Consider the following 23,505-nt stretch of genomic DNA (forward strand, 5'->3'; position numbering starts at 1 on the left):
TCAGTACGGGTGGGCGGGCGGCGCGGTGCTCTCCCGGACGACAAGCTCGGTCACCAGGTCGATCCGGCTGGTCGCCGGCTCGTTCCCCCTGGTCAGGTCGAGCAACATCTGGGTGGCGATGCCGGCCATGTCGCGCAGCGGCTGGTTGATCGTGGTGAGCGCCGGGTCGGTCCAGGCGGAGACCGGCAGGTTGTCGTACCCGATCACCGAGAGGTCCTCGGGCACTCGCAGGCCGCACTGACGGGCGGCCCGGAGCACACCCATGGCCTGGATGTCCGACCCGGCGAAGATCGCCGTGGGTCGGTCCGGCCGTTGGAGCAGTCGCAGCCCGTGGGCGTGCCCCGCTCCGGCGGAGAAACTGCCGTAGCGGATCAGCTCGCGGTCGACCACGATCCCGGCTTCGTCGTGGGCCGACTGAAAGCCGGCGGCGCGGGCTCGGCTGCACAGCACGTCGGGTGGCCCGGAGATGATGGCGATCCGGCGGTGCCCCAGCTCCAGCAGGTGCCGGGCGGCGAGCAGGCCGCCGTTCCAGTTGTTCGACCCGACGGTCGGCACGGACGCCGAGGTGGCGCTGTCGGTGTCGACGACGACGAACGGTATGCCCTGCCGGCGCAGGTGCTGCTGCTGGGCCTCGGCCAGGTGGGAGAGGACGAACACCACGCCCAGGGGGCGGTCGGCGAGTAACGCCTCCAACCATCGTGCCGGCGGGCGGTGCGCGCCGTCGAGTTGGGCGATCGACAGCCCGATGCCGGCCGCGGAGGTCACCGCCTCGACGCCCCGCAGGATCTCCATCGCCCAACCCGTGTCGAACTCGTGGAACACGAGGTCCACCCGGCCGCCGCTTGTCGCGTGTCGCCGTGCGCGGCGCTGGTACTGGTGGCGGTCGAGGCTCGCCTCCACCCGGGCCCTGGTGCCGGGGGCGACGTCGCCGCGTCCGTTGAGGACCTTGGACACGGTCGCGACCGAGACGCCGACATCGTTGGCGATGGTCGCGATGGTGGTGGAGGCGGGTGGGTCGAGCGGGCGGTGCTCTGTCATCGCGGCCTCATACAACATTCGAAAGTTTCGGGCGACCTTAACATGACGAGACATTCACGCCAGTAGGTGTCGCAGTCGGGCTGCGCATTCGAGCGGCATTGCGAGGCTTGTCGGCGACGGAGCGCCAATCGTGGGATCACCGTGTGCAGGAAACAACCCCTGGTGGTCCGATTGAGACTCTTGACAGGCATCGATGGGGCACTTAGGTTGCCGAAAAGGTTACGCAGGTTTCCGGAAAGTTTCGGATCGTGGGAAACGTCCGCCACAGACCTGGTTCCACCAGGGCGCGGGGATGTGGCCGGAGCTAAGGGGTCAGGGGATGAGAAGTCAGTCGCTCGGGGACGGTGGCGCCGCGCCGTGGCGTGATCAGCGGCTGTCGCCGACCGAGCGGGCCGAGGCGCTTCTGCCATTGATGTCCCTCGAAGAGAAAATCGCCCAGCTCGTCGGGGTCTGGGTCGGCGCCGACGCCAGTGGCGAGGGCGTCGCACCGCACCAGTCGGACATGATCAGCGAGTTGCCGCAGTGGAGCACTGTCATCCAGTACGGGTTGGGCCAGCTGACCCGCCCGTTCGGCACCGCCCCGGTCGACCCGGTGTCCGGCGCCCGGTCGCTGGCGGCCTCGCAGGCGCAGATCGTGGCCGCCAGCCGGTTCGGCATTCCCGCGCAGGTGCACGAGGAGTGCCTCACCGGGTTCGCGGCGTGGCGGGCCACCGTCTACCCGACCCCGCTGAGCTGGGGCGCGTCCTTCGACCCCGAACTGGTCGAGGCGATGGCCGACCGGATCGGGCGGTCGATGCGCGCAGCCGGTGTGCACCAGGGCCTCGCCCCGGTGCTGGACGTCACCCGGGACTACCGCTGGGGCCGCACCGAGGAGACGATCGGCGAGGACCCCTACCTGGTCGGGACGACAGGTGCCGCCTATGTGCGGGGCCTGGAGCGGGCCGGCGTGGTGGCCACGCTGAAACACTTCGCCGGCTACTCCGCCTCCCGAGGCGGACGCAACCTCGCGCCGGTGCCGATGGGGCGCCGCGAACTGGCCGACGTCATTCTGCCGCCCTTCGAGATGGCGCTGCGCCTCGGCGGCGCGCGCTCGGTGATGAACTCCTACGCCGAGATCGACGGCCTACCCGTCGCGGCCGACAGGGGGTTGCTGACCGGGTTGTTGCGTGACGAGTGGGGCTTCACCGGCACCGTGGTGGCCGACTACTTCGCCGTACGGTTCCTCCAGACCCTGCACGGAGTCGCCGGAGATGCCGCCGACGCGGCCCGGCTCGCCCTGCGGGCCGGGATCGACGTCGAGCTGCCCACGGTTGACGCCTTCGGTGAGCCGCTGGTGGAGGCGGCTCGCCGTGGCGAGGTCGACGAGGCGCTGATCGACTGCGCGCTGCGTCGGGTGCTGATCCAGAAGATCGAGCTCGGTCTGCTCGACGAGGGCTGGCAGGAACTGCCCGACGACGTGGCGTCCCTGCGTCTCGACGACGAGGCCAGCCAGGACATCGCCCTTCGCCTCGCCCGGGAGTCGGTCGTCCTGCTGCGCAACACCGGCGTCCTCCCGCTGCCCATGGGTAGCCGGGTCGCCCTGGTCGGTCCGGTCGCCGACGACCCGATGGCCATGCTCGGCTGCTATTCGTTCCCCAACCACGTGGGCGTCAACCACAGCGACTTCGGGCTCGGCCTGGACATCCCCACACTGCGCGACGAGTTGGCCCGACGTGTCCCGCTGCTCACCCACGAGCCGGGCTGCGCCATCACCGGCGAGGACACCTCGGGCATCCCGGCCGCGGTCGCCGCCGCGGCCGCCGCCGACGTGTGCGTGCTGGCCGTCGGCGACCGGGCGGGAATGTTCGGCCGGGGCACCTCCGGTGAGGGCTGCGACGCCGTCGACCTGCGACTACCCGGCGTGCAAGGCGACCTCGTCCGCGCCGTCCTCGCCACCGGCACCCCGGTCGTCCTGGTGTCGATGGCCGGCCGCCCGTACGCGCTCGGCCCGGAGTTCGACGACGCGGCGGCCGTGGTGCAGGCGTTCTTCCTCGGTCAGCTCGGTGGGCAGGCGCTCGCCGAGGTGCTCACCGGCGCGGTCGACCCCTCCGGGCGGATGCCGGTCAGCGTTCCCCGCGACGCCGGCGGGCTGCCGAGCACCTACCTGGCGCCACCGCTCGGCCGGCGCAACAAGGTCTCCTCGATCGACCCGACCCCGGCGTACCCGTTCGGCCACGGGCTGAGCTACACCACCTTCGAGTGGTCCGACGCGACGGTGGTCGAACCGCGCGAAGATCCGATCGCCTGGCCGGTCGACGGCGAGGTGCGGGTACGGATCACCGTCGCCAACACCGGTGAGCGGGCTGGCACCGAGGTCGTGCAGCTCTACCTGCACGACCCGGTCGCGCAGACCACCCGTCCGGTGGTCCGGCTGATCGGCTACACCCGGCTGCCGTTGGCGGCCGGTGAGGTGGCGCACGTGACGTTCGGCGTACCTGCCGACGTGGCGTCGTTCACCGGGCTGACCGGCCAACGGATCGTCGAGCCCGGCGACGTCGAGCTGCGCTTCGGCCGATCGAGCGGCGACGTGGCGGCGGCCCTGCCGCTGCGGCTGGTCGGTGCCGAACGCCAGGTCGGTTTCGAGCGGGAACTGCTCACCTCGGTGCGGATCGAGCCCCTCGTGGCCGTTCCACAGTCGGCATAGGAGGCCAAGGATGACATCCACCCTGCGGCCACCGCCGCCGGCGCCGCCGAGTTCTCCGCAGCAGGCGCAGAGCCCTGCCCCGCGCTCGCCACGACGCCGTCGCAGTTGGCGGCAGGCGCTGCGCCGGGACTGGCAGCTCTACTCCCTCGCCATCCTGCCGCTGCTGTTCTTCCTGGTCTTCCGGTACCTGCCGATGATCGGCAACATCATCGCCTTCCGCCGTTTCAAGCCGGGCGGCAGCATTTTCGGTGAGTACTGGGTCGGGCTGCGCTACTTCCGGATGTTCCTCAGCGACCCGACGTTCTGGGAGGTGTTCACCAACACCCTGGTGCTGGGGACGCTGACCCTGCTGTTCTGCTTCCCGCTGCCGATCGTGCTGGCGCTGTTGCTCAACGAGGTCCGGGCCCGCCGCTTCAAGCGGTTCGTCCAGTCCGTGTCCTACCTGCCGCACTTCCTGTCGATCGTGATCGTGGCGGCGATGGTCATGCAGTTGACCTCGATCGAGGGCACTGCCAACCAGATCGTCAGCCTGTTCGGTGGCGACCCGGTGGCGTTCCTGCAGAAAGCGGAGTGGTTCCGCACCATCTACGTCTCGTCCGAGGTCTGGCAGACCGTCGGGTGGGGCACGATCCTCTACCTCGCCGCCCTCACCACCGTCGACGAGGACCTGTACGAGGCCGCCCGGATCGACGGCGCCGGCCGGCTGCGGCAGACCTGGCACGTCACGTTGCCCGGCATCCGTCCGACGATGGTGACCCTGCTGATCCTCAACATCGGCAGCTTCCTGGCGGTCGGGTTCGAGAAGATCCTGCTGCTCTACAACCCGTTGACGTATCCGACAGCCGATGTGGTCTCCACCTATCTGTTCCGGATGGGCTTCCAGTCGAGCAACTTCAGCTACGCGGCCGCCATCGGCCTCTTCGAGGCGGTGATCGGGCTGATCCTCGTCCTGTCGGCGAACGTCATCTCCCGTCGCACTGTGGGGACGAGCCTGTGGTGACCCTCGGTACGAAGATCGACGCCCCGAAGACGCGCGGGCCGGTGGACAGCCGGGGTTACCGGATCTTCCGGGTGGTCAACACGATCGTCCTGCTCGGCGTCGTGGTCGTGACGCTGTATCCGTTCCTCAACATCGTGGCCCGGTCGCTCAGCGAAGAGGCGTACATCATCGCCGGCAAGGTGACAATCGTCCCGCGTGGCTTCGACCTGACCGCGTACAAGCTGCTGATGTCGGACGCGATGTTCTGGACGAACTACCGCAACACAGTGGTGTACACGGTGGTCGCCACGCTCATCTCGATCGTGCTGACCACGTGTTACGCGTACGTGCTGTCGAAGCCGCAGCTCAAGGGGCGCCCGTTCCTCATCGGTGTCGCGCTGTTCACCATGTTCTTCTCCGGTGGCCTGATCCCCAACTACGTGCTGGTCACCAGCCTGGGCATGAAGAACACCATCTGGGCCGTGGTGATCCCCAATGCCATCAGCGTGTTCAACCTGCTGGTGATGAAGGCGTTCTTCGAGAGTCTGCCGAGCGAGCTGGAGGAGGCCGCGGCCGTCGACGGGCTGAACACGTACGGCACCCTCCTGCGGATCGTGCTGCCGCTGTCGAAGGCGATCATCGCGACGATGGTGCTCTTCTACGCGGTGTCCTTCTGGAACTCGTGGTTCACCGCGTTCCTCTACATCGACCGCCAGGATCTGCTGCCGGTCACCGTGTACCTCCGCAACCTGATCGCGGGCGCCACGAGCGCCGAGTCGGCCGCGGCCGACGCCGACAAGGTCCAGGCCGCGGCCACCCTCCAGGCCGTGACGATCGTGCTCACCACCCTGCCGATCCTGGCGATCTACCCCTTCGTCCAGCGGTACTTCGTCCGCGGAGTGATGCTCGGCGCGGTCAAGGGATGACGCCGGCGCCACACCGCTTCCCCAACGCAACCCCCCACCACCGAAAGGACGAGCCATGCTCCACAAGACGTGGCGCCGCGTGGCAGTAGCCACAGCGGGTCTGCTTGCGCTCTCCCTTGCCACCGCCTGTTCCGAGGACCCCGGTGAGTCGACTGACCTCTCCGAGAACCGGGTCGGCGCGATGGCCAACTACGGCGTCGGTGACCAGTTCAAGGCCACCGAGGCGCTCTCGTTCTCCACCCTCTACAACAACCACACGTTCTATCCCCTGAAGGAAGACTGGCTGTTCTGGTCGGAGCTCACCAAGCGGACCAACGTCAAGATCGAACCGGTGGCCGTGCCGCTGAGCGACTACGAGCAGAAGCGCAGCCTGCTGATCGGCGCCGGGGACGCCCCGCTGATCATCCCGAAGACGTACCACCCGCAGGAGAACGCGTTCGTGTCCTCCGGGGCGATCCTTCCGGTGAGCGACTACCTGGATCTGATGCCCAACCTCAAGGAAAAGATCACCAAGTGGAACCTCAAGCCGGAGATCGACAACCTGCGGCAGTCCGACGGTAAGTTCTACCTGCTGCCCGGCATGCACGAGAAGCCCACCCAGGACTACACGGTCCTGGTGCGCACCGACATCATGCAGGAGCTCAACCTGGCCGTCCCGAAGACCTGGGACGAGCTGTACACGGTGCTCAAGGCGATGAAGGCGAAGTACCCGAACGTCTACCCGTACTCCGACCTGTTCAGCAAGCCCAACCCGACCGGGGCCCTGCTGAACATCCTCGGCTCGGCCCACGGCACCCAGGCCGGCTGGGACTACCAGCACGCCACCTGGGACCCGGCGGCGAAGAAGTTCAACTACACCGGCGCTTCCGAGCAGTACAAGCAGATGCTCACCTACCTGCACAAGCTCGTCGCCGAGGGCCTGCTCGACCCGGAGAGCTTCACCCAGACCGATGACCAGGCACGGCAGAAGCTGGCCAACGGCAAGTCCTTCGTGGTCACCGGCAACGCGCAGACGCTCGTCAACAATCACCGGCCCGACCTGGCCAAGACCCTGCCGAGCGCGAAGATGGCCAAGATCCCGCTGCCGATCGGCCCGGCCGGCGAGATCAACCCGTTCCCCCGGCTGGAGAACGGCATCATGATCTCCTCGAAGGCCCGGGAGAGCAAGAACTTCGTGGCCATGATGCAGTTCATCGACTGGCTCTGGTATTCCGACGCCGGCATGGAGTTCGCCAAGTGGGGTGTCGAGGGCACCACCTTCACCAAGGACGCCTCGGGCAAGCGTTCGGTCACGCCCGACGTCGACTTCCTCGGGGTCAACCCGAAGGGCACCAAGCACCTGCAGAAGGAGTTCGGCTTCCAGAACGGTGTCTTCTCCTACGGTGGCACCCCCGACCTGGTCCGTGGGTTCTTCTCGCCGGAGGAGTTGGAGTTCCAGAAGGTGATGGACGCTCGCACGCCGAGGCTGGTGCCCCCGCCCGCTCCGTTGACCGACGAGGAGCGCGAGCAGGTGTCGCTCTGGGAGACTCCGCTGAAGGACTTCGTCACCCAGAACACGCTGAAGTTCGCCCTGGGCCAGCGCCCACTGAGCGAGTGGGACGCGTACGTGGCCGAGCTGAAGGCAAAGAACTCCGACCAGTACATCGACCTGGTCAACAAGGCGTACGAGCGGTTCCAGAAGAACAACGGCTGATCAGCGGAGTCCGGTCGGGCGGCCTTGTCGCGGCCCGACCGGACTCCCGCGACCACGGATCAGCTGAGTCGACCGGAGGGAGCGAGCGTGAGTGGCGCGACTCAGACCCGGCGACAGTTCGGCGACGGACCACTGTCGCGGATCACCTCGCGCGTCTACATCCTGCTCGTGGTCGAGCTGCTCCTGCTGCTCACCACGTTGCCCGCCCTGCTCCCACTGCTGTTGCTGGGCCGCGACCCCAGCAACCTGCCGCTGGCCGCGCTCCTCCTGGTGCCGATCGGCCCGGCGATCTCCGCCGCCCTGTACGCCCTGCGCCACCAGCGAACCGACCTGACCGACCTGCACCCGGCCGCCCTGTTCTGGCGCGGCTACCGGGCCAACGTGTCCGGCGTGCTGCGCGTCTGGGTGCCGACGCTGCTGTGGCTGACGGTGCTCGCCGTGAACCTCGCGTACCGCGGTGCGGTGGGCCTGTCGAGCTGGTGGGCAGTGCCGCTGGTGCTGATCGGAGTGGGCGTGACGCTCTGCGCGGCAAACGCCCTGGTGATCACCTCGCTGTTCGACTTCCGCACCCGCGACGTGTTCCGGCTGGCCGTGCACTTCCTCGTGCGTACCCCCGGTGTCTCCCTCGGCAACGCCCTGCTGCTGGCCGCGACGGCCGGGATCACCGCGGTCTTCTCCGAAGCGGTGCTGATGCTGCTCGCGTCGATCGCGGTGCTGGCGTACCTGCGCATCAGCGATCCGATGATCCACCTGATCCGGAAGGAGTTCACCTCATGAGCCTGCCCCTCAGCGCCAAGGTGCCCTTCGGGGGCGACTACAACCCGGAACAGTGGCCCGAGGACGTGTGGAAGCAGGACTACCGTCTCTTCGACAGCGCACGGATCGACCTGGTCACCCTCGGGGTGTTCGACTGGGCGCTCACCCAGCCCGCCGAGAACACCTACGACTTCGCGCTGCTGGACAGGATCGTCGAGCGTGCCAGTGCCGAGGGACGCGGGATCTGCCTGGCCACCGGCACCGGAGCTCACCCACCATGGTTGGCGAAGGCGTACCCGGAAGTGACCCGGACCGACTTCGAGGGCCGCAAGCACCGCTTCGGCCAGCGACACAACTCCTGCCCCAGCTCGCCGGTCTTCCGCCGGCTCTCCACGGAGCTGGCCCGCCGGGTCGCCCGCCGCTACGCCGACACCCCGGCGGTGCTCGCCTGGCACGTCGGCAACGAGTACGGCGGCGCCTGTTACTGCGGGCTCTGCGCGGCCGGCTTCCGGAACTGGCTGCGCCACCGCTACGGCACCCTCGACGAGCTGAACGAGGCCTGGTACACCACCTTCTGGTCACACACCTTCACCGACTGGGACGAGATCGAGCCGCCGTCGGCGCTGACCGAGCACTGGCGCGGCCCGGATCACACGGCGTTCCCGGGCATCACACTGGACTACCTGCGGTTCACCTCCGACGCGATGCTGACCAACTTCCGCGACGAGAAGGCGGCCATCCGGGAGTCCAGCCCGACGCTGCCGGTGACCACGAACTTCATGGGCATGTACCGGCCGATCGACTACCACCGCTGGGCCCCTCACCTGGACTTCGTCTCCTGGGACAACTACCCGCCCGACGACGAGTCGGCGGCCCGGATGGCGCTGACCCACGACCTGATGCGCGGGCTCAAGGGCGGCCAGCCGTTCTGGCTGATGGAACAGACCCCGAGCTTCACCGCGTGCCGCGACGTCAACCCGTTGAAGCGCCCCGGTCTGATGCGGCTGTGGAGTTGGCAGGCGGTGGCGCACGGCGCCGACGCGGTGCTCTTCTTCCAGCTGCGTGCCTCTCGTGGGGCCAGCGAGAAGTACCACGGCGCGGTCATCGGGCACGCCGGTCGCTCCGACACCCGGGTGTTCCGGGAGGTATCCGAGCTGGGCGCCGAACTGGAACGGCTCGGCCCGGCGTCGCTGGGCGCGCGGACCCCGGCCCGGGTGGCGCTGCTGTTCGACTGGGACAGCTGGTGGGCGTTGGAGCTGTCCGACGGCCCGTCCCGGCTGGTCCGCTACCAGCAGGTAGTGCTCGCGTACCACCGGGCGCTCTGGGACGCCGGTGTGGACCTGGACGTCATCGCGGTGACCGCCGACCTGTCCCGCTACGACGTGGTCGTGGCCCCGGCCCTGCACCTGCTCAAGGGTGACCTGCCGCAGCGGCTGGAGGCGGTGGCGACGCGCGGCGGGTCGGTGCTGACCACCTACCTGTCCGGCCGGGTGGACGAGAACGACCAGGCGTTCCTGATGGACGTACCGGGCCCGCTCGGGCAGCTCATGGGCGTCCGGGTCGACGAGTGGGACGCCCGCGGCCCGGACGTGGTCAACACGGTCCACCTCGGCGACGGCGCGGATCAGCTCGACGTCGACGCGCGGCTGCTGTTCGAGCTGGTGATTCCACAGGGCGCGCAGGTCATCGGCACCTACCAGGCCGACTTCTACGCGGGCACCCCGGCGGTGACGCGCAACTCCTTCGGCGCCGGCGACGGCTGGTACGTGGCGGCCGGACTGGACCAGGCCGGGGTGTCCTGGGTGGTGCGGCAGGTGCTCGCCCGGCACGACCTGCTCGGGCCCTACCCGGACGTGCCGAACCTGGAATCCGCCGTGCGGGTCGCGGCGGACGGGTCGCGGCTGCTGTTTCTGCTCAACCACCGCGCCGAGCCGGTCGAGGTGACCGCCCGGATCGGCGGCGTCGACCTGCTCACCGGCGACCGTACGGCGGCCGGCGGCGCGCTGCGGCTGCCGGCGTACGGGGTTGTCGTGCTGGAGGAGGACCGGTGAACGCCGAAGAGTCGGTGGAGTTGGAGCAGCTGATGTTCGTCGAGGAGCCGATGGACGGTGGCGAGCCGCGCGTCCATCCGGCCTGGCTGCCCCCGGAGGCGTTCCGGTCGCTCGGCGCGCGCCGCATCCTGCTGCACGGCGAGGGGTTGCTCGTCGACACCGTCCTCAACGAGGTCTCACGCGCCTGCGCGCGATACGGCGGGAGGGTGTGGCATTCCCCGTCCTGGGACGTCGACGTCGACCTGGTGCTCGCCCTGCGCGACGCCCCTGAGCTGCCCAACCCGGCGGTGGAGGCGGCGCGCGCGGCAGGTGAGGCGGCGCTGGTCGAGCTGGGCGACGGCGGGACGCTCGGCGACGAGGGTTTCGTGTTGGCGCGGGCTGGCGACGTGACAGCGGTGCTGGCCGACGCTCCCGCCGGCCTGCTGTACGGGCTCTTCCACGTGGTCCGGCTCTGCGCGGCGGCCTTCGACCCGGCTCGCCCCCCGGAGCGGCATCGGCCGGCGCTGCGCCGACGCATGCTGAACCACTGGGACAACGTGGCAGTGCACCCGGTGATGGGCCAGGTCGAACGGGGGTACGCGGGCGGCTCGATCTTCTGGCGGGACGGCCGTCCGCGCGGCGACCTGGCCCGGGTGCGGGAGTACGGGCGGCTGCTGGCCTCCTGCGGGGTCAACGCGATATCGGTGAACAACGTCAACGTGGCCCGTACCGAGGCGCTGCTGCTCACCGAACGGCTCGGCGACGTGGCCGAGATCGCCGACGCGCTGCGCCCGTACGGCATCCGGGTGCACCTGTCGGTCAGCTTCGCCGCGCCGGTGGTCCTCGGTGGCCTGCCGACCGCCGACCCCCTGGACGAGGCGGTGCGGGTCTGGTGGGCCGCTACCACCCGGCGGGTGTACGACCGGATCCCGGACTTCGGCGGCTACCTGGTGAAGGCGGACTCGGAGGGGCAACCCGGCCCGTTCACGTACGGCCGTGACCACGCCGACGGGGCGAACCTGCTGGCCGAGGCGCTCGCCCCGCACGGGGGAGTGGTGCACTGGCGGGCGTTCGTCTACAACCACCACCAGGACTGGCGGGACCGGTCCACCGACCGGGCTCGGGCCGCGTACGACCACTTCGCCCCGCTCGACGGGCGGTTCCGCACCAACGTGGTCGTCCAGGTGAAGTTCGGCCCGGTGGACTTCCAGACCCGCGAGCCGGTCTCACCGGTGCTCGCCGCGATGCCGGCGACCCGGCTGGCGGTGGAGTTGCAGGTCACCCAGGAGTACACGGGCCAACAGCGGCACGTCTGCCACCTCGGCCCGTGGTGGGGTGAGGTCCTCGGTTTCGCCCCCTGGGGGCCGGGCGGGCGGACGATCGCCGACGTGGTCACGGGCGAGTCGGCGGCGGGCGGCGGGATGGTCGCCGTCGCTAACGTCGGCGACGACCTCTTCTGGACCGGGCATCCGTTGGCGCAGGCCAACCTGTACACGTTCGGCCGGCTCGCCTGGGACCCTCGGCGGGACCCGACGGCCGTCCTCGACGAGTGGATCACACTGACCTTTCCGCCGTCGGCGACCGCCGACGCGGAGCTGGTGCGGCGGACCCTGCACGAGATCATGGACGACTCGTGGCGCACGTACGAGCGCTACACCGCCCCGCTGGGCGTCGGCTTCATGGTCAACCCCGGCGACCACTACGGACCCGGCGTCGACGGGTACGAGTACACGCGGTGGGGCACCTACCACTTCGCCGACCGCGACGGCGTCGGCGTGGATCGCAGTCGCGCGTCGGGCACCGGTTTCGCCGGCCAGTACCCGCCGTACTGGGCGCAGGTGTACGAGTCACCCGAGACCTGCCCCGACGAGCTGCTGCTCTTCTTCCACCATGTGCCGTACGGGCATGTGCTGCGTAGCGGCTCGACAGTCATCCAGCACATCTACGACACCCACTTCGCGGGGGTCGAGGAGGTGACGGTGATGCGACGGAAGTGGCAGACGTTGACCGGCATGATCGACCCGAGCGTGTACGAGCGGGTCGCCGAACGCCTCGACGAGCAGGTGCGCTGCGCCACCGAGTGGCGCGACCAGATCAACACGTATTTCTTCCGCAAGTCCGGGGTGCCGGACGAGCGAGGGCGGGACATCTACTGAGCGGCGGTGGGGGAGGCCCGACCATCCGGTCGGGCCGCCCTCGTGCCGCGCGCCCCAGCCGGCCTGGCAGGTTCCGAAAACGTCCCGATAATTTATCGCGGCCCGTCGGTGCTGACCATGCCCGTCGATGGCCATTCCGACGCAGGTGACCGCCGGAACCGTTGCGGCGAAAGGTTTCCGGAAGTCTTGACAATCGAGGGTGCTCGATCGAAGCTGACATGGTCACGCGAGCCGCGGTCAAGGTCGGGCGAAGGGCAGTCCTCGACTTAAGTCCCCTTCCACGCGCCTTTTTCGCAAGGGATCGCGACGATGACACTGAAGACGAGAATGCTTGGCGTCGTCATGGCGGCCGTGACACTGGCCGCCGCCGCCTTGACGTTCGCCACCCCGGCGTCGGCGGCGACGCTCACGCAGGTGACGAACTTCGGCACCAACCCCACCAACCTGCAAATGCACCTGTACGTCCCGGACCGGGTGGCGACCCGACCGGCGATCCTCCTGGCCATGCACTACTGCACCGGGACGGGCCCCGCATTCCACTCGGGCACCCAGTACGCCTCACTCGCCGACCGGTACGGGTTCATCGTGATCTACCCGTCGGCAACCCGCAGCAGCAAGTGCTGGGACGTCTACTCGCCGCAGGCGTTACGCCGTGGCGGCGGCAGCGACCCGGTCGGGCTCATGTCGATGGTCGACCACGTGCGGCAGCGCTACTCCGCCGACCCCGCGCGGATCTTCGCCACCGGCACCTCCTCCGGCGCGATGATGACCAACGTCATGCTGGGCGTCTACCCGGACGTGTTCGCGGCGGGCGCCTCGTTCGCCGGAGTCCCGTTCGCTTGCTTCGCCACCGGCGGCACCTCGGAGTGGAACAGCCAGTGCGCCAACGGGCAACTCGTCCGGACCGCGCAGCAGTGGGGTGACCTGGTCCGGGAGGCGTACCCCGGCTACACCGGCCAGCGGCCCCGGATGCAGATCTGGCACGGCACCAACGACGAGACGCTGCGCTACCCGAACTTCGGCGAGCAGGTCAAGCAGTGGACCAACGTGCACGGGCTGAGTCAGACCCCGACGTACACCGATTCCCCGCAGTCGGGCTACACCCGCACCCGGTACGGAGGCAGCGGTCCGTTGGCGCCGGTCGAGGCGATCAGCATGCAGGGTGTCACGCACAACATCCCGGTCGACGCCGCGCAGGTGATCCGCTTCTTCGGGCTGGACGGCACCGCGCCGCCGACCACGCCGCCGCCGACGACTCCGCCCCCGACCACGCCGCCCCCGACCACGCCGCCCCCGACCGAGGGCGCCTGCCGGGTCGGCTACACGGTCAACGCCTGGAACAGCGGCCTCACCGCGAGCGTGGCCATCACCAACACCGGTGCCACCGCCGTGAACGGTTGGGCGCTGACCTTCACGCTGCCCACCGGGCAGCGCATCACCAGCGGCTGGAACGCCCAGTACGCCCCGGCGAGCGGTGCGGTGACCGCCCGCAACGTCTCCTACAACAACACCATCGCCCCGAACGCGTCGGTCGAGATCGGCTTCCAGGCCACGCACGAGGGCGGCACCGGCAAGCCCACCTCGTTCGCCCTCAACGGTGCCGCCTGTTCGGTGTCCTGATTTCCCTTCCCACCCCACCACCCCCAGAAGGAGTCACACAATGAGAAGTACGAGATGGAAGGCGGCATCCAGAGCCGCCATCGCGCTGGCCGGCGCGGGTGCCCTCGCCGCCGGCATGGCGCTGTTCGCGACGGCACCCGCGGCCGCCGGGACGACGCTCGGCGCGTCCGCCGCCGAGAAGGGTCGGTACTTCGGCACCGCGGTGGCCGGATTCAAGCTCTCCGACAGTGCGTACACCACGATCTTGAACCGTGAGTTCAACATGGTGACCGCCGAGAACGAAATGAAGATGAACGCCACCGAGCCGCAGCAGAATCAGTTCAGCTACGGGGCGGCGGACCAGATCGTCAACCACGCGCGCAGCCGTGGGATGAGCGTGCGAGGTCACACGCTGGCGTGGCATTCGCAGCAGCCCGGCTGGATGGAGAGCATGAGCGGCAGCGCGCTGCGGCAGGCGATGCTCAACCACGTGACGCAGGTGGCCACCCACTTCCGGGGTCAGGTCGTCGCGTGGGACGTGGTGAACGAGGCGTTCGCCGACGGCAGCTCCGGAGGCCGTCGCGACTCCAACCTCCAGCGCACCGGCAACGACTGGATCGAGGCGGCGTTCCGGGCGGCGCGCGCCGCGGATCCGGGCGCGAAGCTCTGCTACAACGACTACAACACCGACAACTGGACGCACGCCAAGACCCAGGGCGTCTACAACATGGTGCGCGACTTCAAGGCCCGTGGCGTGCCGATCGACTGCGTGGGTTTCCAGTCGCACTTCAACAACGAATCCCCGTACGTGAGCAACTACCGCACCACGCTGTCCAGCTTCGCGGCGCTCGGTGTGGATGTGCAGATCACCGAGTTGGACATCCAGGGCGCTTCGGCGAACACGTACCGCAGCGTCGTCGAGGACTGCCTGGCCGTGGCCCGCTGCAACGGCATCACCGTGTGGGGCATCCGCGACAGTGACTCGTGGCGAGCTTCGCAGACCCCGCTGCTGTTCAACAACAACGGCTCCAAGAAGCCCGCGTACGACGCGGTCCTCGCCGCGCTGAACAACGGCACCACGCCGACGGACCCGCCCACGGACCCGCCCACCGACCCGCCGACCGATCCGCCCACGACTCCGCCTCCGGGCTCGGGTGGCTGCACGGCGACGGTGTCGGTGAACCAGTGGACGGGTGGTTTCGTGGCCACGGTGAAGGTGACGGCCGGTTCGTCGGCCATCAGCGGCTGGACCGTCGGCATCGGTCTCCCGTCCGGCGCGACGGTCACCAACGCGTGGAACGCCAACCGCAGCGGTAACACCGGCACGACGAACTGGACGAACGTGGCGTACAACGGCCGGGTTGGCGCCGGACAATCCACCGAGTACGGCTTCCAGGCCAACGGCACCGCCGGAAGCCTCAGTCCCACCTGCTCAGCAAGCTAAAGCCCCACCGGCCGGTGCGGAGGCGGCTTCCGCCCCCGCACCGGCCCACCCCAGCCTTCGTTGATCAAGAGGTTTGCGTCATCCTGCCTGGCCTGTCATGACGCAAACCTCTTGATCACCGGGGGCGGGCTAGCCGTCGATGCGGATGATGTTGCGGATCTTGTTGGACGCGTCCAGGGCGGCGACCTTGTACGCCTCGGCCAGCGTCGGGTAGTTGAACACCGCGTCGACCAGGTAGTCGATGGTGCCGCCGCAGCCCATCACCGCCTGCCCGATGTGGACGATCTCGGTGGCGGCGGTGCCGAACACGTGCACCCCGAGCAGTCGGCCGTCGTCGGGGGAGACGAGCAGCTTCAGCATGCCGTACGAGTCGCCCACGATCTGACCCCGAGCCAATTCGCGGTACCGGGCGATGCCCACCTCGAACGGTGTCGAGCTTTCGGTGAGCTGCGCCTCGGTCTGCCCGACGAAGCTGATCTCCGGGATCGTGTAGATGCCGATCGGTTGCAGGCCGTGCATCTCCCGGATCGGCTCGCCGCAGGCGTGCTGCGCGGCCAGCCGGCCCTGCTCCATCGAGGTGGACGCGAGCGCGGGAAAGCCGATCACGTCGCCGACGGCGTAGATGTTCTCCACCGAGGTGCGGTAGTTGGCGTCGACAGTGATCCTGCCGCGTCGGTCCGCCTCCAGCCCGGCCGCCTCCAGCGCCAGGTCGTCGGTCTGACCCTGCCGCCCGGCCGAGTACATCACCGTGTCGGCGACGATCTTCTTGCCGCTCTTGAGGATGCACAGCGCCGCCGTCTGGTGCTTCTCCACGGCGGCGACCTCCTCGCCGAAGCGGAACGCCACGGACAGGTCGCGCAGGTGGTACTTGAGTGACTCGACGACCTCGTCGTCGCAGAAATCCAACATCCGCTCGCGGCGTTCCACCACAGTCACCTTGGTGCCGAGGGCGGCGAACATCGAGGCGTACTCCATGCCGATCACGCCGGCGCCGACCACGACCATGCTGCGGGGTACGGCCTGGAGGTTGATGACCCCGTCGGAGTCCACGATCGTCCGGTCGTCGAAGTCGACGCTGTCCGGACGGGCCGGGCGGGTGCCCGCGGCGATGACAATCTTGTCGAAGGTCACCTTGGACTCGCGGCCGGAGCCGCCGTCGACCCAGATCGAGTGCGCGTCGGCGAAACGCCCGGTGCCGGTGATCATCGCGACCCGGTTGCGGGCCAGTTGGTTGCGGATGACGTCGGTCTGCCTGGTGATCACGTGCTGGGTCCGGGCGGCCAGGTCACTGACCGTGATGTCGTCCTTGACCCGGTAGCTGCTGCCGTACAGGTCCCGCTGACTCAGGCCGGTCAGGTAGAGCACTGCCTCGCGTAGCGTCTTGGAGGGCACGGTGCCGGTGTTGATGCACACCCCACCGATCATGTCGCGGCGCTCCACGATGCCGACTCGCCTGCCGAGCTTGGCGGCGGCGATCGCGGCCTTCTGACCGCTGGGCCCGGAGCCCAGCACCAACAGGTCGTAGTCATACACAGGCGTTAGCGTCGCAAGATGTCGCGGCGCGCGCCAGACCCCGGAGTCGAGCGTTATTCGTCTGCCACAGTGCAGAGGCCGCCGTTCAGCGTGATCTCCTCCGGCAGTTGCGTGCCGGAGGCGACGAGCCCCAGCGACACAGTGCCGCCGGGCGGGATCACCGCGTTGCGACCGGTGTCGCGCACCCGCAGGTAGCTGTTGTTGAGGCGGTCGACGACCTTCGCGCCCCAGATGCCACGGACCTGCTGGCTGGCCCAGAACCGCCACGTCATCGTCCAGCCGTCGATCGCCGTGGCGCCGGTGTTCTCCACGACGAGGTGCGCCACGAAGCCGTCCGGCCACTGCCGCACGTCGGACCGGACCGTGCAGCTCGGGGGCGGCGGCAGGGTGGTCACGGTGACCGGTGTGGACAGGGGGGACAGGTTTCCGATTTCGTCGCGGGCCTGCACGACGAAGGTATACGTGGTGTTCGGCGTCAGCCCGCTGATCTGGGCACTGTTCACGGGCGGGTACTGGTAGACCTCACGGACCCGGGTGAGTGTGCCGCCGGCGTCGACCCGGAACACCTCGTATCGGTCGAGCGCGACGTTCTCCACCGAGTGGGCCCACCGCAGCCACACCTGTGTGGCGGCGACGTCGTACGCCACCGGTTGGCCCGGCGCGCTCGGTGGTTGGTCGTCGCCCGGTGGCATGGTCAGCCGCAGTGTCGGGTTGGACACCGAGCTGTTGCCAGCCGCGTCCAGAGCCCACACCGAGAAGGTGTACGTGCGCGACGGCCGCAGGTTGGTGATCCGGATGCTGTTGGTGTCGGTCGAATACTGGGCGCCGGAATCCTCGAATCGCGCGCCGACCGGGTAGCGGACCACGCCCACGTCGTCGGTCGAGGCCGCCCAGGTCAGCTCGACCGAGGTGGTGTCGATGGCGACGACGGTGATCGGGCCGGGCGCGGTGGGCGGTGTGGTGTCGTCGGCGGCGTACGCCGGCGTCGCGCCGGCGGCGACCAGGGTTGCCGTCAGTGCGGACGCGACCAGCGCGGCGGCCTTCGACCGGATTCCTTGACTTCGACGTTCGCGCACGATGTATACCCCCGACTCCGGCCGCCCACCGCTTCCATCAATCCATCCCCGTCGATACTAGGTCACTGTGGTTCGGCAGGCTGCCCCGCCGGGCTCGGCCGCCGACCTCGGCGCGCGCAGTCGCCCCAGGGCTGGTGGATGTGTGCCGCTCGTTGCCTTTGGAGCTGAATCGTCTACGACATCGGTGGCCACCGGTGCCGCTGATTCGTTGACGACATCAGCTCCAAAGGCAACGAACAAGGCACCAACCCGCCCGCGAGCCGCCGCCCGCGAGCCGCCGCCCGCGAGCCCGATCTAGCCGACGAGGCGGCGTTCCCACGCCCAGGCGGCGATCTCGACCCGGTTGCGGGCCTTCAGTTTCATCTGCACGCTCGCCAGGTGGGTCTTGACAGTGCCGACGGCGATGAAGAGTTGGGTGGCGATCTCGGCGTTGGTCAGGCCCCTGGCGACGAGCTTCACGACGTCGAGTTCCCGTGGCGACAGGCCTGCGTCGTCGCGCGCCGGGGCTGGCGAGCTGAGGTGCTCCAACAGCCGTACCGTGATCGAGGGGCTGATCAGCGCGTCGCCGGACACTGCCGCGCGGACCGCCTCCACCAGCAGGGCCGGGCCGGAGTCCTTGAGCAGGAAGCCGCACGCGCCGTTGGAGAGCGCGGTGTGCACGTACTCGTCGAGGTCGAAGGTCGTCACGACGACAACCCGGATCGGGTCGGCGACGCCCGGGCCCGCGAGCAGCCGCAGTGCCTCGAGACCGTCGAGGCGGGGCATCCGGATGTCCAGCAGCACCACGTCCGGGCGCAGTCGTCGGGCCAGTTCGACGGCCTGGACGCCGTCGGCGGCCTCGCCGACCACCTCCATGTCCGACTGGGCGCCAATGATCATGCCGAAGCCGGTCCGGACCATGGCCTGGTCGTCGGCGATCAGCACCCGGATCACCGCGTCACCGCCACGCGGAGCGGGAACGCCGCGTCGAGCACCCAGCCACCGGCGACGCCGGGTCCGGCGGTGATCGTGCCGCCGAGGGCGCGTACCCGCTCGGTGAGGCCGATCAGACCGAAGCCGTGCCCCCGGGCCGGCGCGGTGCGCGGCGACGCGCCGTCGTCGGCGACCCGGACCAGCAACCAGTCGGGGGTACGCCGCACGGCCACGGCAACGGACCGCGCGTCCGGCGCGTGCTGGCGGGTGTTGGTCAGCCCTTCCATCACCACCCGGTACGCCGACGTGGACACCTCCACCGGCAGTCCGTTCAGGTCGCCGTCGATGTGCAGTCGTGCCGGCGCGTTCGCCGCGCCGTTGAACCCGGTCAGCAGCGGCTCCAGTTCGGTCACCCCGGCCAGTGGAGCCAGCGGCGCGTCCGGCGGGGCGTCCGGGTTGCGCAGGATGCCGACCATCCGCCGCATCGACGCCATCGTCTCCGCGCCGGCCCGCTCGATCTGTTCCAGGGCGACGATCACCCGTTGCGGGTCCTGCTCGGCGACGAACCGGGCGCCCTGTGCCTGGACCACGATGCCGGTGACGTGGTGGGCGATGAAGTCGTGCAGATCCCGGGCGAACTCGGCACGTTGCTCGGCCCGGACCAGCGCGATGGCCCGCTCCCGGCCGGCGGCCATGATGCGCAGGTAGAGCCCCACCCCGGCGGCGCCGGCCGCGGCGAGCACCTGGAGCAGGCCGAAGATCACCAGCAGGTTCTCGGTGCCGACGCGCAGCGGCATCGCGGCGACGGCGAGCCCGCCGGCCACCGCGGCCCACGGGGTGAGCCGCGGCGCGCCCCAGCGGCTCACCACGAAGACCACGCCGATCAGCCCTGCCGACTCGGCGAGCCCCCAGGTGCGGGCGAGCAGGATGCCGCCGCCTCCGGAGAGGAGCACCACCCCTGCGGTCACGGCCAGTGAGGCGGTGGCGAGTGCCAGCGCGGCCAGCGGCAGCCGGCGGGAGCCCAGCCGGTGCACCGGCAGCCACAGCGGCACCGTCGCCACCGCCAACCCCATCGGCACCAGCAGGAGCAGAAGAGTACCGATGCCGGAGTTATCCGCCGTGCTGGCCGCGAAGTCGAAGAGGGCGAGCAGGCCGAAGGCCACCAGCCCGGCTGCTTGGGCCAGGCGTACCCACAGACGTCGAAGATCCGGCGTGCTCATGGTGACCCAGCGTAGCCAGCTGGGTGGAGGTGGCGGATCGGCCAAAAGGCAGACCCGGCACCGGCGATACCCGGCCCCGGGCCGATGCGCGCACCCGCCGGTGGCGGCGACGCTGTGCCGGTCACCACGCAGCCACTGGAGGAACGATGACAACCCACGCCCCGCCGGAGACCAGCCACGCCGCGGTCGCCGCGGTCGACCTGGTGAAGGTGTACGGCAGCGGCGACACCGCCGTCCGTGCCCTGGACGGGGTCTCGGTCGGCTTCGGCCGGGCCGAGTTCACCGCGATCATGGGCTCGTCCGGGTCCGGCAAGTCGACACTGATGCACTGCCTCGCCGGCCTCGACACTGCCACCTCCGGTCGCGTCCTGCTCGGCGGCACGGAGCTGACCGGTCAGTCGGACCGGACGCTGACGCGGGTACGCCGGGAGCGGATCGGGTTCGTCTTCCAGTCCTTCAACCTGCTGCCGCAGCTCACCGCCGCGCAGAACATCACGCTGCCGCTGGACCTCGCCGGTCGGCAGCCCGACGCGGAACTGCTCGCGCACCTGGTGCGGGTGCTGGGCCTCGGCGACCGCTTGAACCACCGGCCCAGCGAGCTGTCCGGCGGCCAGCAGCAGCGGGTGGCGCTGGCGCGGGCGCTGGTGGCACGGCCCGAGGTGGTCTTCGCCGACGAGCCGACCGGCAACCTCGACTCCCGCTCCGGGGCGGAGGTGCTCACCATCCTGCGCGACTCGGTACGCGACCTGGGCCAGACCGTCGTCATGGTCACCCACGACCCGATCGCCGCCGCGTACGCCGACCGGGTGGTGCTGCTCGCCGACGGGCGGCTGGCCGGCGAGATCGACAAGCCGAACCAGGTGTCGGTCACCGACGCCCTGCGTGACCTGGCGGCCCGCCGATGAGGGCGACGGTGCTGCGTACCCAGACGACCGCCGCGGCCCGGCGGCCCGGCCGGCTGATCCTCACCGGCCTGGCGATCCTGGTCGCGTCGTTCGTTGTGTTCGGCACCGTGCTGGTGCAGCAGATCACCGAACGGACCGTGCGGGACAACCTCAGCGGCACCCCGGCCGTCACCGACCTGGTGATCGGCACCGTCGACGTGCCGCCACCCGCAGTGGCCGACGTGCGGCAGATCCGAGCCGTGCCCGGGGTGGCCGAGGCGGTGGCCCGGGTCTCGACGGGGGTCTCCATCGGCGAGGGGTACCTCAACCTCCAGTCCGATGCGGGTACCGGCCCGCTGAGCACGGTCCGGGTGATCGAGGGCAGCTACCCGGATCAGCCCGGCGAGATCGCGATCACGCCGCGTACCGCCGAACGGCTCGGGCTCTCGGTCGGCACCACCACCAGCGGCACCGGCGGTGAACTCACCACGCCCGCCCCGCTCACAGTGACCGGCCTGGTGGAGAGCGGCGTCGACGCCGGCTACGACGCGTACGCCCCGGACAGCGCCGTGATCGCCTGGGCGCGCCTGACGACTGTGGAGCGCGTCGACGTGCGGGTGGCCTCCGGCACCTCGACCGACGCGGTCCGCCAACGGGTGACAGCAGCGGTCGCCGGCCAGCCGATCCGCTCCGGCGCCGAGGTGCGCGAGTCTGAGGCCCAGGCGGCGGCCCAACAGGTCGGGAGACTCTTCATCCTGGTCGGCATGTTCGTCTCCATCGCTGTCGTCGCTGCCGCGCTGGTGGTCACCTCGACCTTCCGCATCGTCTTCGCGCAGCGGATGCGGCAGCTCGCGCTGCTGCGGGCGGTCGGCGCGAGTCGGGCCACCCTGGTGGGGGCCCTGACCGCCGAGGGAGCCCTGACCGGGCTGGTCGCCGGCGTCGTCGGGGTCGCCAGCGCCCTCACTCTCGGGTACGCGCTGCCGGCGATCCTGCGCGCCACCGGCCACGAGGTCTCCTCGCCGGGCCTGCCACTGGCGGAGGCGGTCACCGTGGTGATCGGTGCCGTCGTAATCACCGTGCTGGCCGTGCTGGCGCCGGCGCTGTCGGCCGCCCGGGTCTCCCCACTGGAGGCACTGCGGGCGGCGAGCGTCACCGCCGGCCGTCGCGGCATCGGTGTGCCGCGTCTGGTCTTCGGGCTGCTCCTGGCCGTCGGCGCGGTTCTGGCGGCGGTCGGGACGATCAGCCAGTTGCCGAAGCCGGAGCAGTCGGACTACGACCCGTCGATGCCACTGTTCCTGCTGGTCGGGTCCGGCGCGTTGGCGTTCTTCGCGCTGGTGGCCCTCGGCCCGCTGCTGGTGCGCCCGGTCCTGGCCGTGGTGGGTTGGCCGCTGCGTCAGCTCGGGCCGCTCGGGCGGATGTCGGTCGGCGGGATCGGCGGGACGCCGCGCCGCGCCGCCGCGGTCTCCGTCGTGGTCGCGCTGGGCGTGACCCTGATCTCCGGGGTGGTCATCGGCGGCGCGTCGCTGCAGATCCTCGCCGACCGCGAGATGGCGCTCTCGGCCCCCACCGACTTCGAGGTCACCAGCAACGGTGGGACGCTCCCGCCGGCCGTCGTGACCCGGGCCGAGGCGGCACACGGCGCGCTGGCGAGGGTGGTGCCGTACCGGATGGTCGGCGACGCCACGCTGCTGCGCGGCGCCGACAAGCTGGGCGACGTCGAGTCCGGTTATCCGACGAGCGACCTGAACCTGGCCGCGCTGCCGAGCACCGGCGCCCTGGACGTGGCCCAGGGCAGCCTGACCGATCGTGGCCCCGGCCGGATCGTGCTCAACAGCTGGGTCGCGCGGGACGCGGGTCTGCGGGCCGGCGACGCTGTCACGCTCGCCGTCGCCACCGGCAGTGTCGACGTGCGGGTGGCCGCGGTCCTGCCCGGTGACGGGCCGCTACACGCGGGCATCCTCGCCGATCCGGCCGACCTGGACCGGCTCGGTGTGCCGGCCGCGTACAGCGGTCTGCTGGCCGACGCGGCCGGCGCCGGCGAGGACGGTCGTACCGCCGGCGTGCGGGCGCTGCGGCAGGCGATCGGTGGCAGCGACGGGGTGGGCCTCGCGGTGCTCGCCGACGAACGGGACCGCAACGACGCGTTGGTGCGCACCCTGGTCTGGATTGCTGTCGGTCTGGTCAGCCTGACCGTGCTGATCGCTGTGGTCGGCGTGGGCTCCACGACCGCGCTCTCGGTGGTGGAGCGGGTACGCGAGTCCGGGTTGCTCCGGGCGATCGGGCTGTCCCGGACCGGTCTGCGCACCATGCTGACCGTCGAGTCCGGCCTGTACGGGGTGATCGGCGCGACCATCGGCCTGGTGCTCGGCATTCCGTACGCCTGGTTGGCGGTCCAGACCCTCGGGATCGAGGCTCCGCTGACCGCGCCGCTGCTGCCGCTGGCGGGGCTCTTCGTGGTGCTGGTTGGGCTGACCGCGCTGGCCGGGGTGCTACCGGCCCGTCGGGCGTCGCGGGTCAGCCCGGTGGAGGCGCTGGGGGCGGACAACTGAGCACCGTCGTGGGGTGGCACCGCATCG

General features: G+C 70.0%; 16 protein-coding genes. 11 read left to right on the forward strand and 5 right to left on the reverse strand.

Annotated features, from left to right (window positions below; all coding sequences use genetic code 11):
* The gene (locus tag OG992_RS02735; RefSeq protein ID WP_238682529.1) at window positions 1-1,038 is read right to left on the reverse strand and encodes a LacI family DNA-binding transcriptional regulator; all 1,038 of its coding nucleotides are present in this window, start codon (window positions 1,036-1,038) and stop codon (window positions 1-3) included.
* Window positions 1,039-1,357: 319 nt separating this feature from the next.
* Here OG992_RS02735 and OG992_RS02740 point away from each other — a divergent pair, with 319 nt between their 5' ends.
* The 9 genes from OG992_RS02740 to OG992_RS02780 all read left to right on the forward strand — a co-directional run bounded on the left by OG992_RS02740 (window position 1,358) and on the right by OG992_RS02780 (window position 15,304).
* Complete coding sequence (locus OG992_RS02740; protein ID WP_266302232.1) at window positions 1,358-3,721, forward strand: glycoside hydrolase family 3 N-terminal domain-containing protein; 2,364 nt, start codon at window positions 1,358-1,360, stop codon at window positions 3,719-3,721.
* Window positions 3,722-3,731: 10 nt separating this feature from the next.
* Entirely contained in the window at window positions 3,732-4,721 is a 990-nt protein-coding gene (locus OG992_RS02745) for a sugar ABC transporter permease (RefSeq protein WP_238682527.1), read from the forward strand.
* Complete coding sequence (locus OG992_RS02750; RefSeq protein WP_238682526.1) at window positions 4,718-5,626, forward strand: carbohydrate ABC transporter permease; 909 nt, start codon at window positions 4,718-4,720, stop codon at window positions 5,624-5,626. The genes OG992_RS02745 and OG992_RS02750 overlap by 4 nt, the downstream gene beginning before the upstream one ends.
* 55 nt (window positions 5,627-5,681) lie before the next feature.
* The gene (locus OG992_RS02755; RefSeq protein WP_238682525.1) at window positions 5,682-7,319 is read left to right on the forward strand and encodes an extracellular solute-binding protein; all 1,638 of its coding nucleotides are present in this window, start codon (window positions 5,682-5,684) and stop codon (window positions 7,317-7,319) included.
* An 87-nt stretch (window positions 7,320-7,406) separates the two neighbouring features.
* The gene (locus tag OG992_RS02760) at window positions 7,407-8,096 is read left to right on the forward strand and encodes a DUF624 domain-containing protein (RefSeq protein ID WP_266302233.1); all 690 of its coding nucleotides are present in this window, start codon (window positions 7,407-7,409) and stop codon (window positions 8,094-8,096) included.
* Entirely contained in the window at window positions 8,093-10,126 is a 2,034-nt protein-coding gene (locus OG992_RS02765; protein WP_266302234.1) for a beta-galactosidase, read from the forward strand. Before OG992_RS02760 ends, OG992_RS02765 begins: the two co-directional genes overlap by 4 nt.
* Window positions 10,123-12,261, forward strand: coding sequence for an alpha-glucuronidase (locus tag OG992_RS02770; RefSeq protein ID WP_266302235.1), 2,139 nt, complete (start codon window positions 10,123-10,125; stop codon window positions 12,259-12,261). Before OG992_RS02765 ends, OG992_RS02770 begins: the two co-directional genes overlap by 4 nt.
* 309 nt (window positions 12,262-12,570) lie before the next feature.
* Window positions 12,571-13,881 carry a PHB depolymerase family esterase gene (locus OG992_RS02775; RefSeq protein ID WP_238682521.1) on the forward strand — a complete coding sequence of 437 codons (1,311 nt, stop codon included), beginning with the start codon at window positions 12,571-12,573 and terminating at the stop codon, window positions 13,879-13,881.
* 115 nt (window positions 13,882-13,996) lie between these two features.
* Entirely contained in the window at window positions 13,997-15,304 is a 1,308-nt protein-coding gene (locus tag OG992_RS02780; RefSeq protein ID WP_238682610.1) for an endo-1,4-beta-xylanase, read from the forward strand.
* A 129-nt stretch (window positions 15,305-15,433) separates the two neighbouring features.
* Here OG992_RS02780 and sthA read toward each other — a convergent pair whose 3' ends face one another.
* From sthA to OG992_RS02800, 4 genes are all read right to left on the reverse strand, one after another.
* Window positions 15,434-16,837, reverse strand: coding sequence for a Si-specific NAD(P)(+) transhydrogenase (sthA, locus tag OG992_RS02785; protein WP_238682520.1), 1,404 nt, complete (start codon window positions 16,835-16,837; stop codon window positions 15,434-15,436).
* A 53-nt stretch (window positions 16,838-16,890) separates the two neighbouring features.
* Window positions 16,891-17,913 (reverse strand): fibronectin type III domain-containing protein, encoded by a 1,023-nt coding sequence (locus OG992_RS02790; protein ID WP_266302236.1) that lies wholly within the window; start codon window positions 17,911-17,913, stop codon window positions 16,891-16,893.
* 294 nt (window positions 17,914-18,207) lie between these two features.
* Window positions 18,208-18,846, reverse strand: a complete 639-nt coding sequence (locus OG992_RS02795; RefSeq protein WP_238682518.1) for a response regulator transcription factor — start codon at window positions 18,844-18,846, stop codon at window positions 18,208-18,210.
* On the reverse strand, window positions 18,843-20,045 hold the full coding sequence (locus tag OG992_RS02800; protein ID WP_266302237.1) for a sensor histidine kinase: 1,203 nt from the start codon (window positions 20,043-20,045) through the stop codon (window positions 18,843-18,845). Before OG992_RS02800 ends, OG992_RS02795 begins: the two co-directional genes overlap by 4 nt.
* A 146-nt stretch (window positions 20,046-20,191) precedes the next feature.
* Between OG992_RS02800 and OG992_RS02805 the strand changes: the two genes are divergently transcribed.
* Together OG992_RS02805 and OG992_RS02810 are read left to right on the forward strand one after the other, a co-directional pair.
* Window positions 20,192-20,950, forward strand: a complete 759-nt coding sequence (locus OG992_RS02805; protein WP_238682516.1) for an ABC transporter ATP-binding protein — start codon at window positions 20,192-20,194, stop codon at window positions 20,948-20,950.
* Between the two features lie 8 nt (window positions 20,951-20,958).
* Window positions 20,959-23,478: an ABC transporter permease gene (locus tag OG992_RS02810; RefSeq protein ID WP_266302238.1), complete on the forward strand. Its 2,520-nt coding sequence runs from the start codon at window positions 20,959-20,961 to the stop codon at window positions 23,476-23,478.
* The last annotated feature ends 27 nt before the right edge of the window (window positions 23,479-23,505 follow it).

The organism is Micromonospora sp. NBC_00362 (assembly GCF_026342155.1).
Taxonomy (GTDB): Bacteria; Actinomycetota; Actinomycetes; order Mycobacteriales; family Micromonosporaceae; genus Micromonospora; species Micromonospora hortensis.

Bases quoted from the DNA above. Each gene is read 5' to 3' on its own strand.
- OG992_RS02735 (WP_238682529.1), bottom strand. From the start codon at position 1,038: ATGACAGAGCACCGCCCGCTCGACCCACCCGCCTCCACCACCATCGCG.
- OG992_RS02740 (WP_266302232.1), top strand. From the start codon at position 1,358: ATGAGAAGTCAGTCGCTCGGGGACGGTGGCGCCGCGCCGTGGCGTGAT.
- OG992_RS02745 (WP_238682527.1), top strand. From the start codon at position 3,732: ATGACATCCACCCTGCGGCCACCGCCGCCGGCGCCGCCGAGTTCTCCG.
- OG992_RS02755 (WP_238682525.1), top strand. From the start codon at position 5,682: ATGCTCCACAAGACGTGGCGCCGCGTGGCAGTAGCCACAGCGGGTCTG.
- OG992_RS02765 (WP_266302234.1), top strand. From the start codon at position 8,093: ATGAGCCTGCCCCTCAGCGCCAAGGTGCCCTTCGGGGGCGACTACAAC.
- OG992_RS02775 (WP_238682521.1), top strand. From the start codon at position 12,571: ATGACACTGAAGACGAGAATGCTTGGCGTCGTCATGGCGGCCGTGACA.
- OG992_RS02780 (WP_238682610.1), top strand. From the start codon at position 13,997: ATGGCGCTGTTCGCGACGGCACCCGCGGCCGCCGGGACGACGCTCGGC.
- OG992_RS02800 (WP_266302237.1), bottom strand. From the start codon at position 20,045: ATGAGCACGCCGGATCTTCGACGTCTGTGGGTACGCCTGGCCCAAGCA.
- OG992_RS02805 (WP_238682516.1), top strand. From the start codon at position 20,192: ATGACAACCCACGCCCCGCCGGAGACCAGCCACGCCGCGGTCGCCGCG.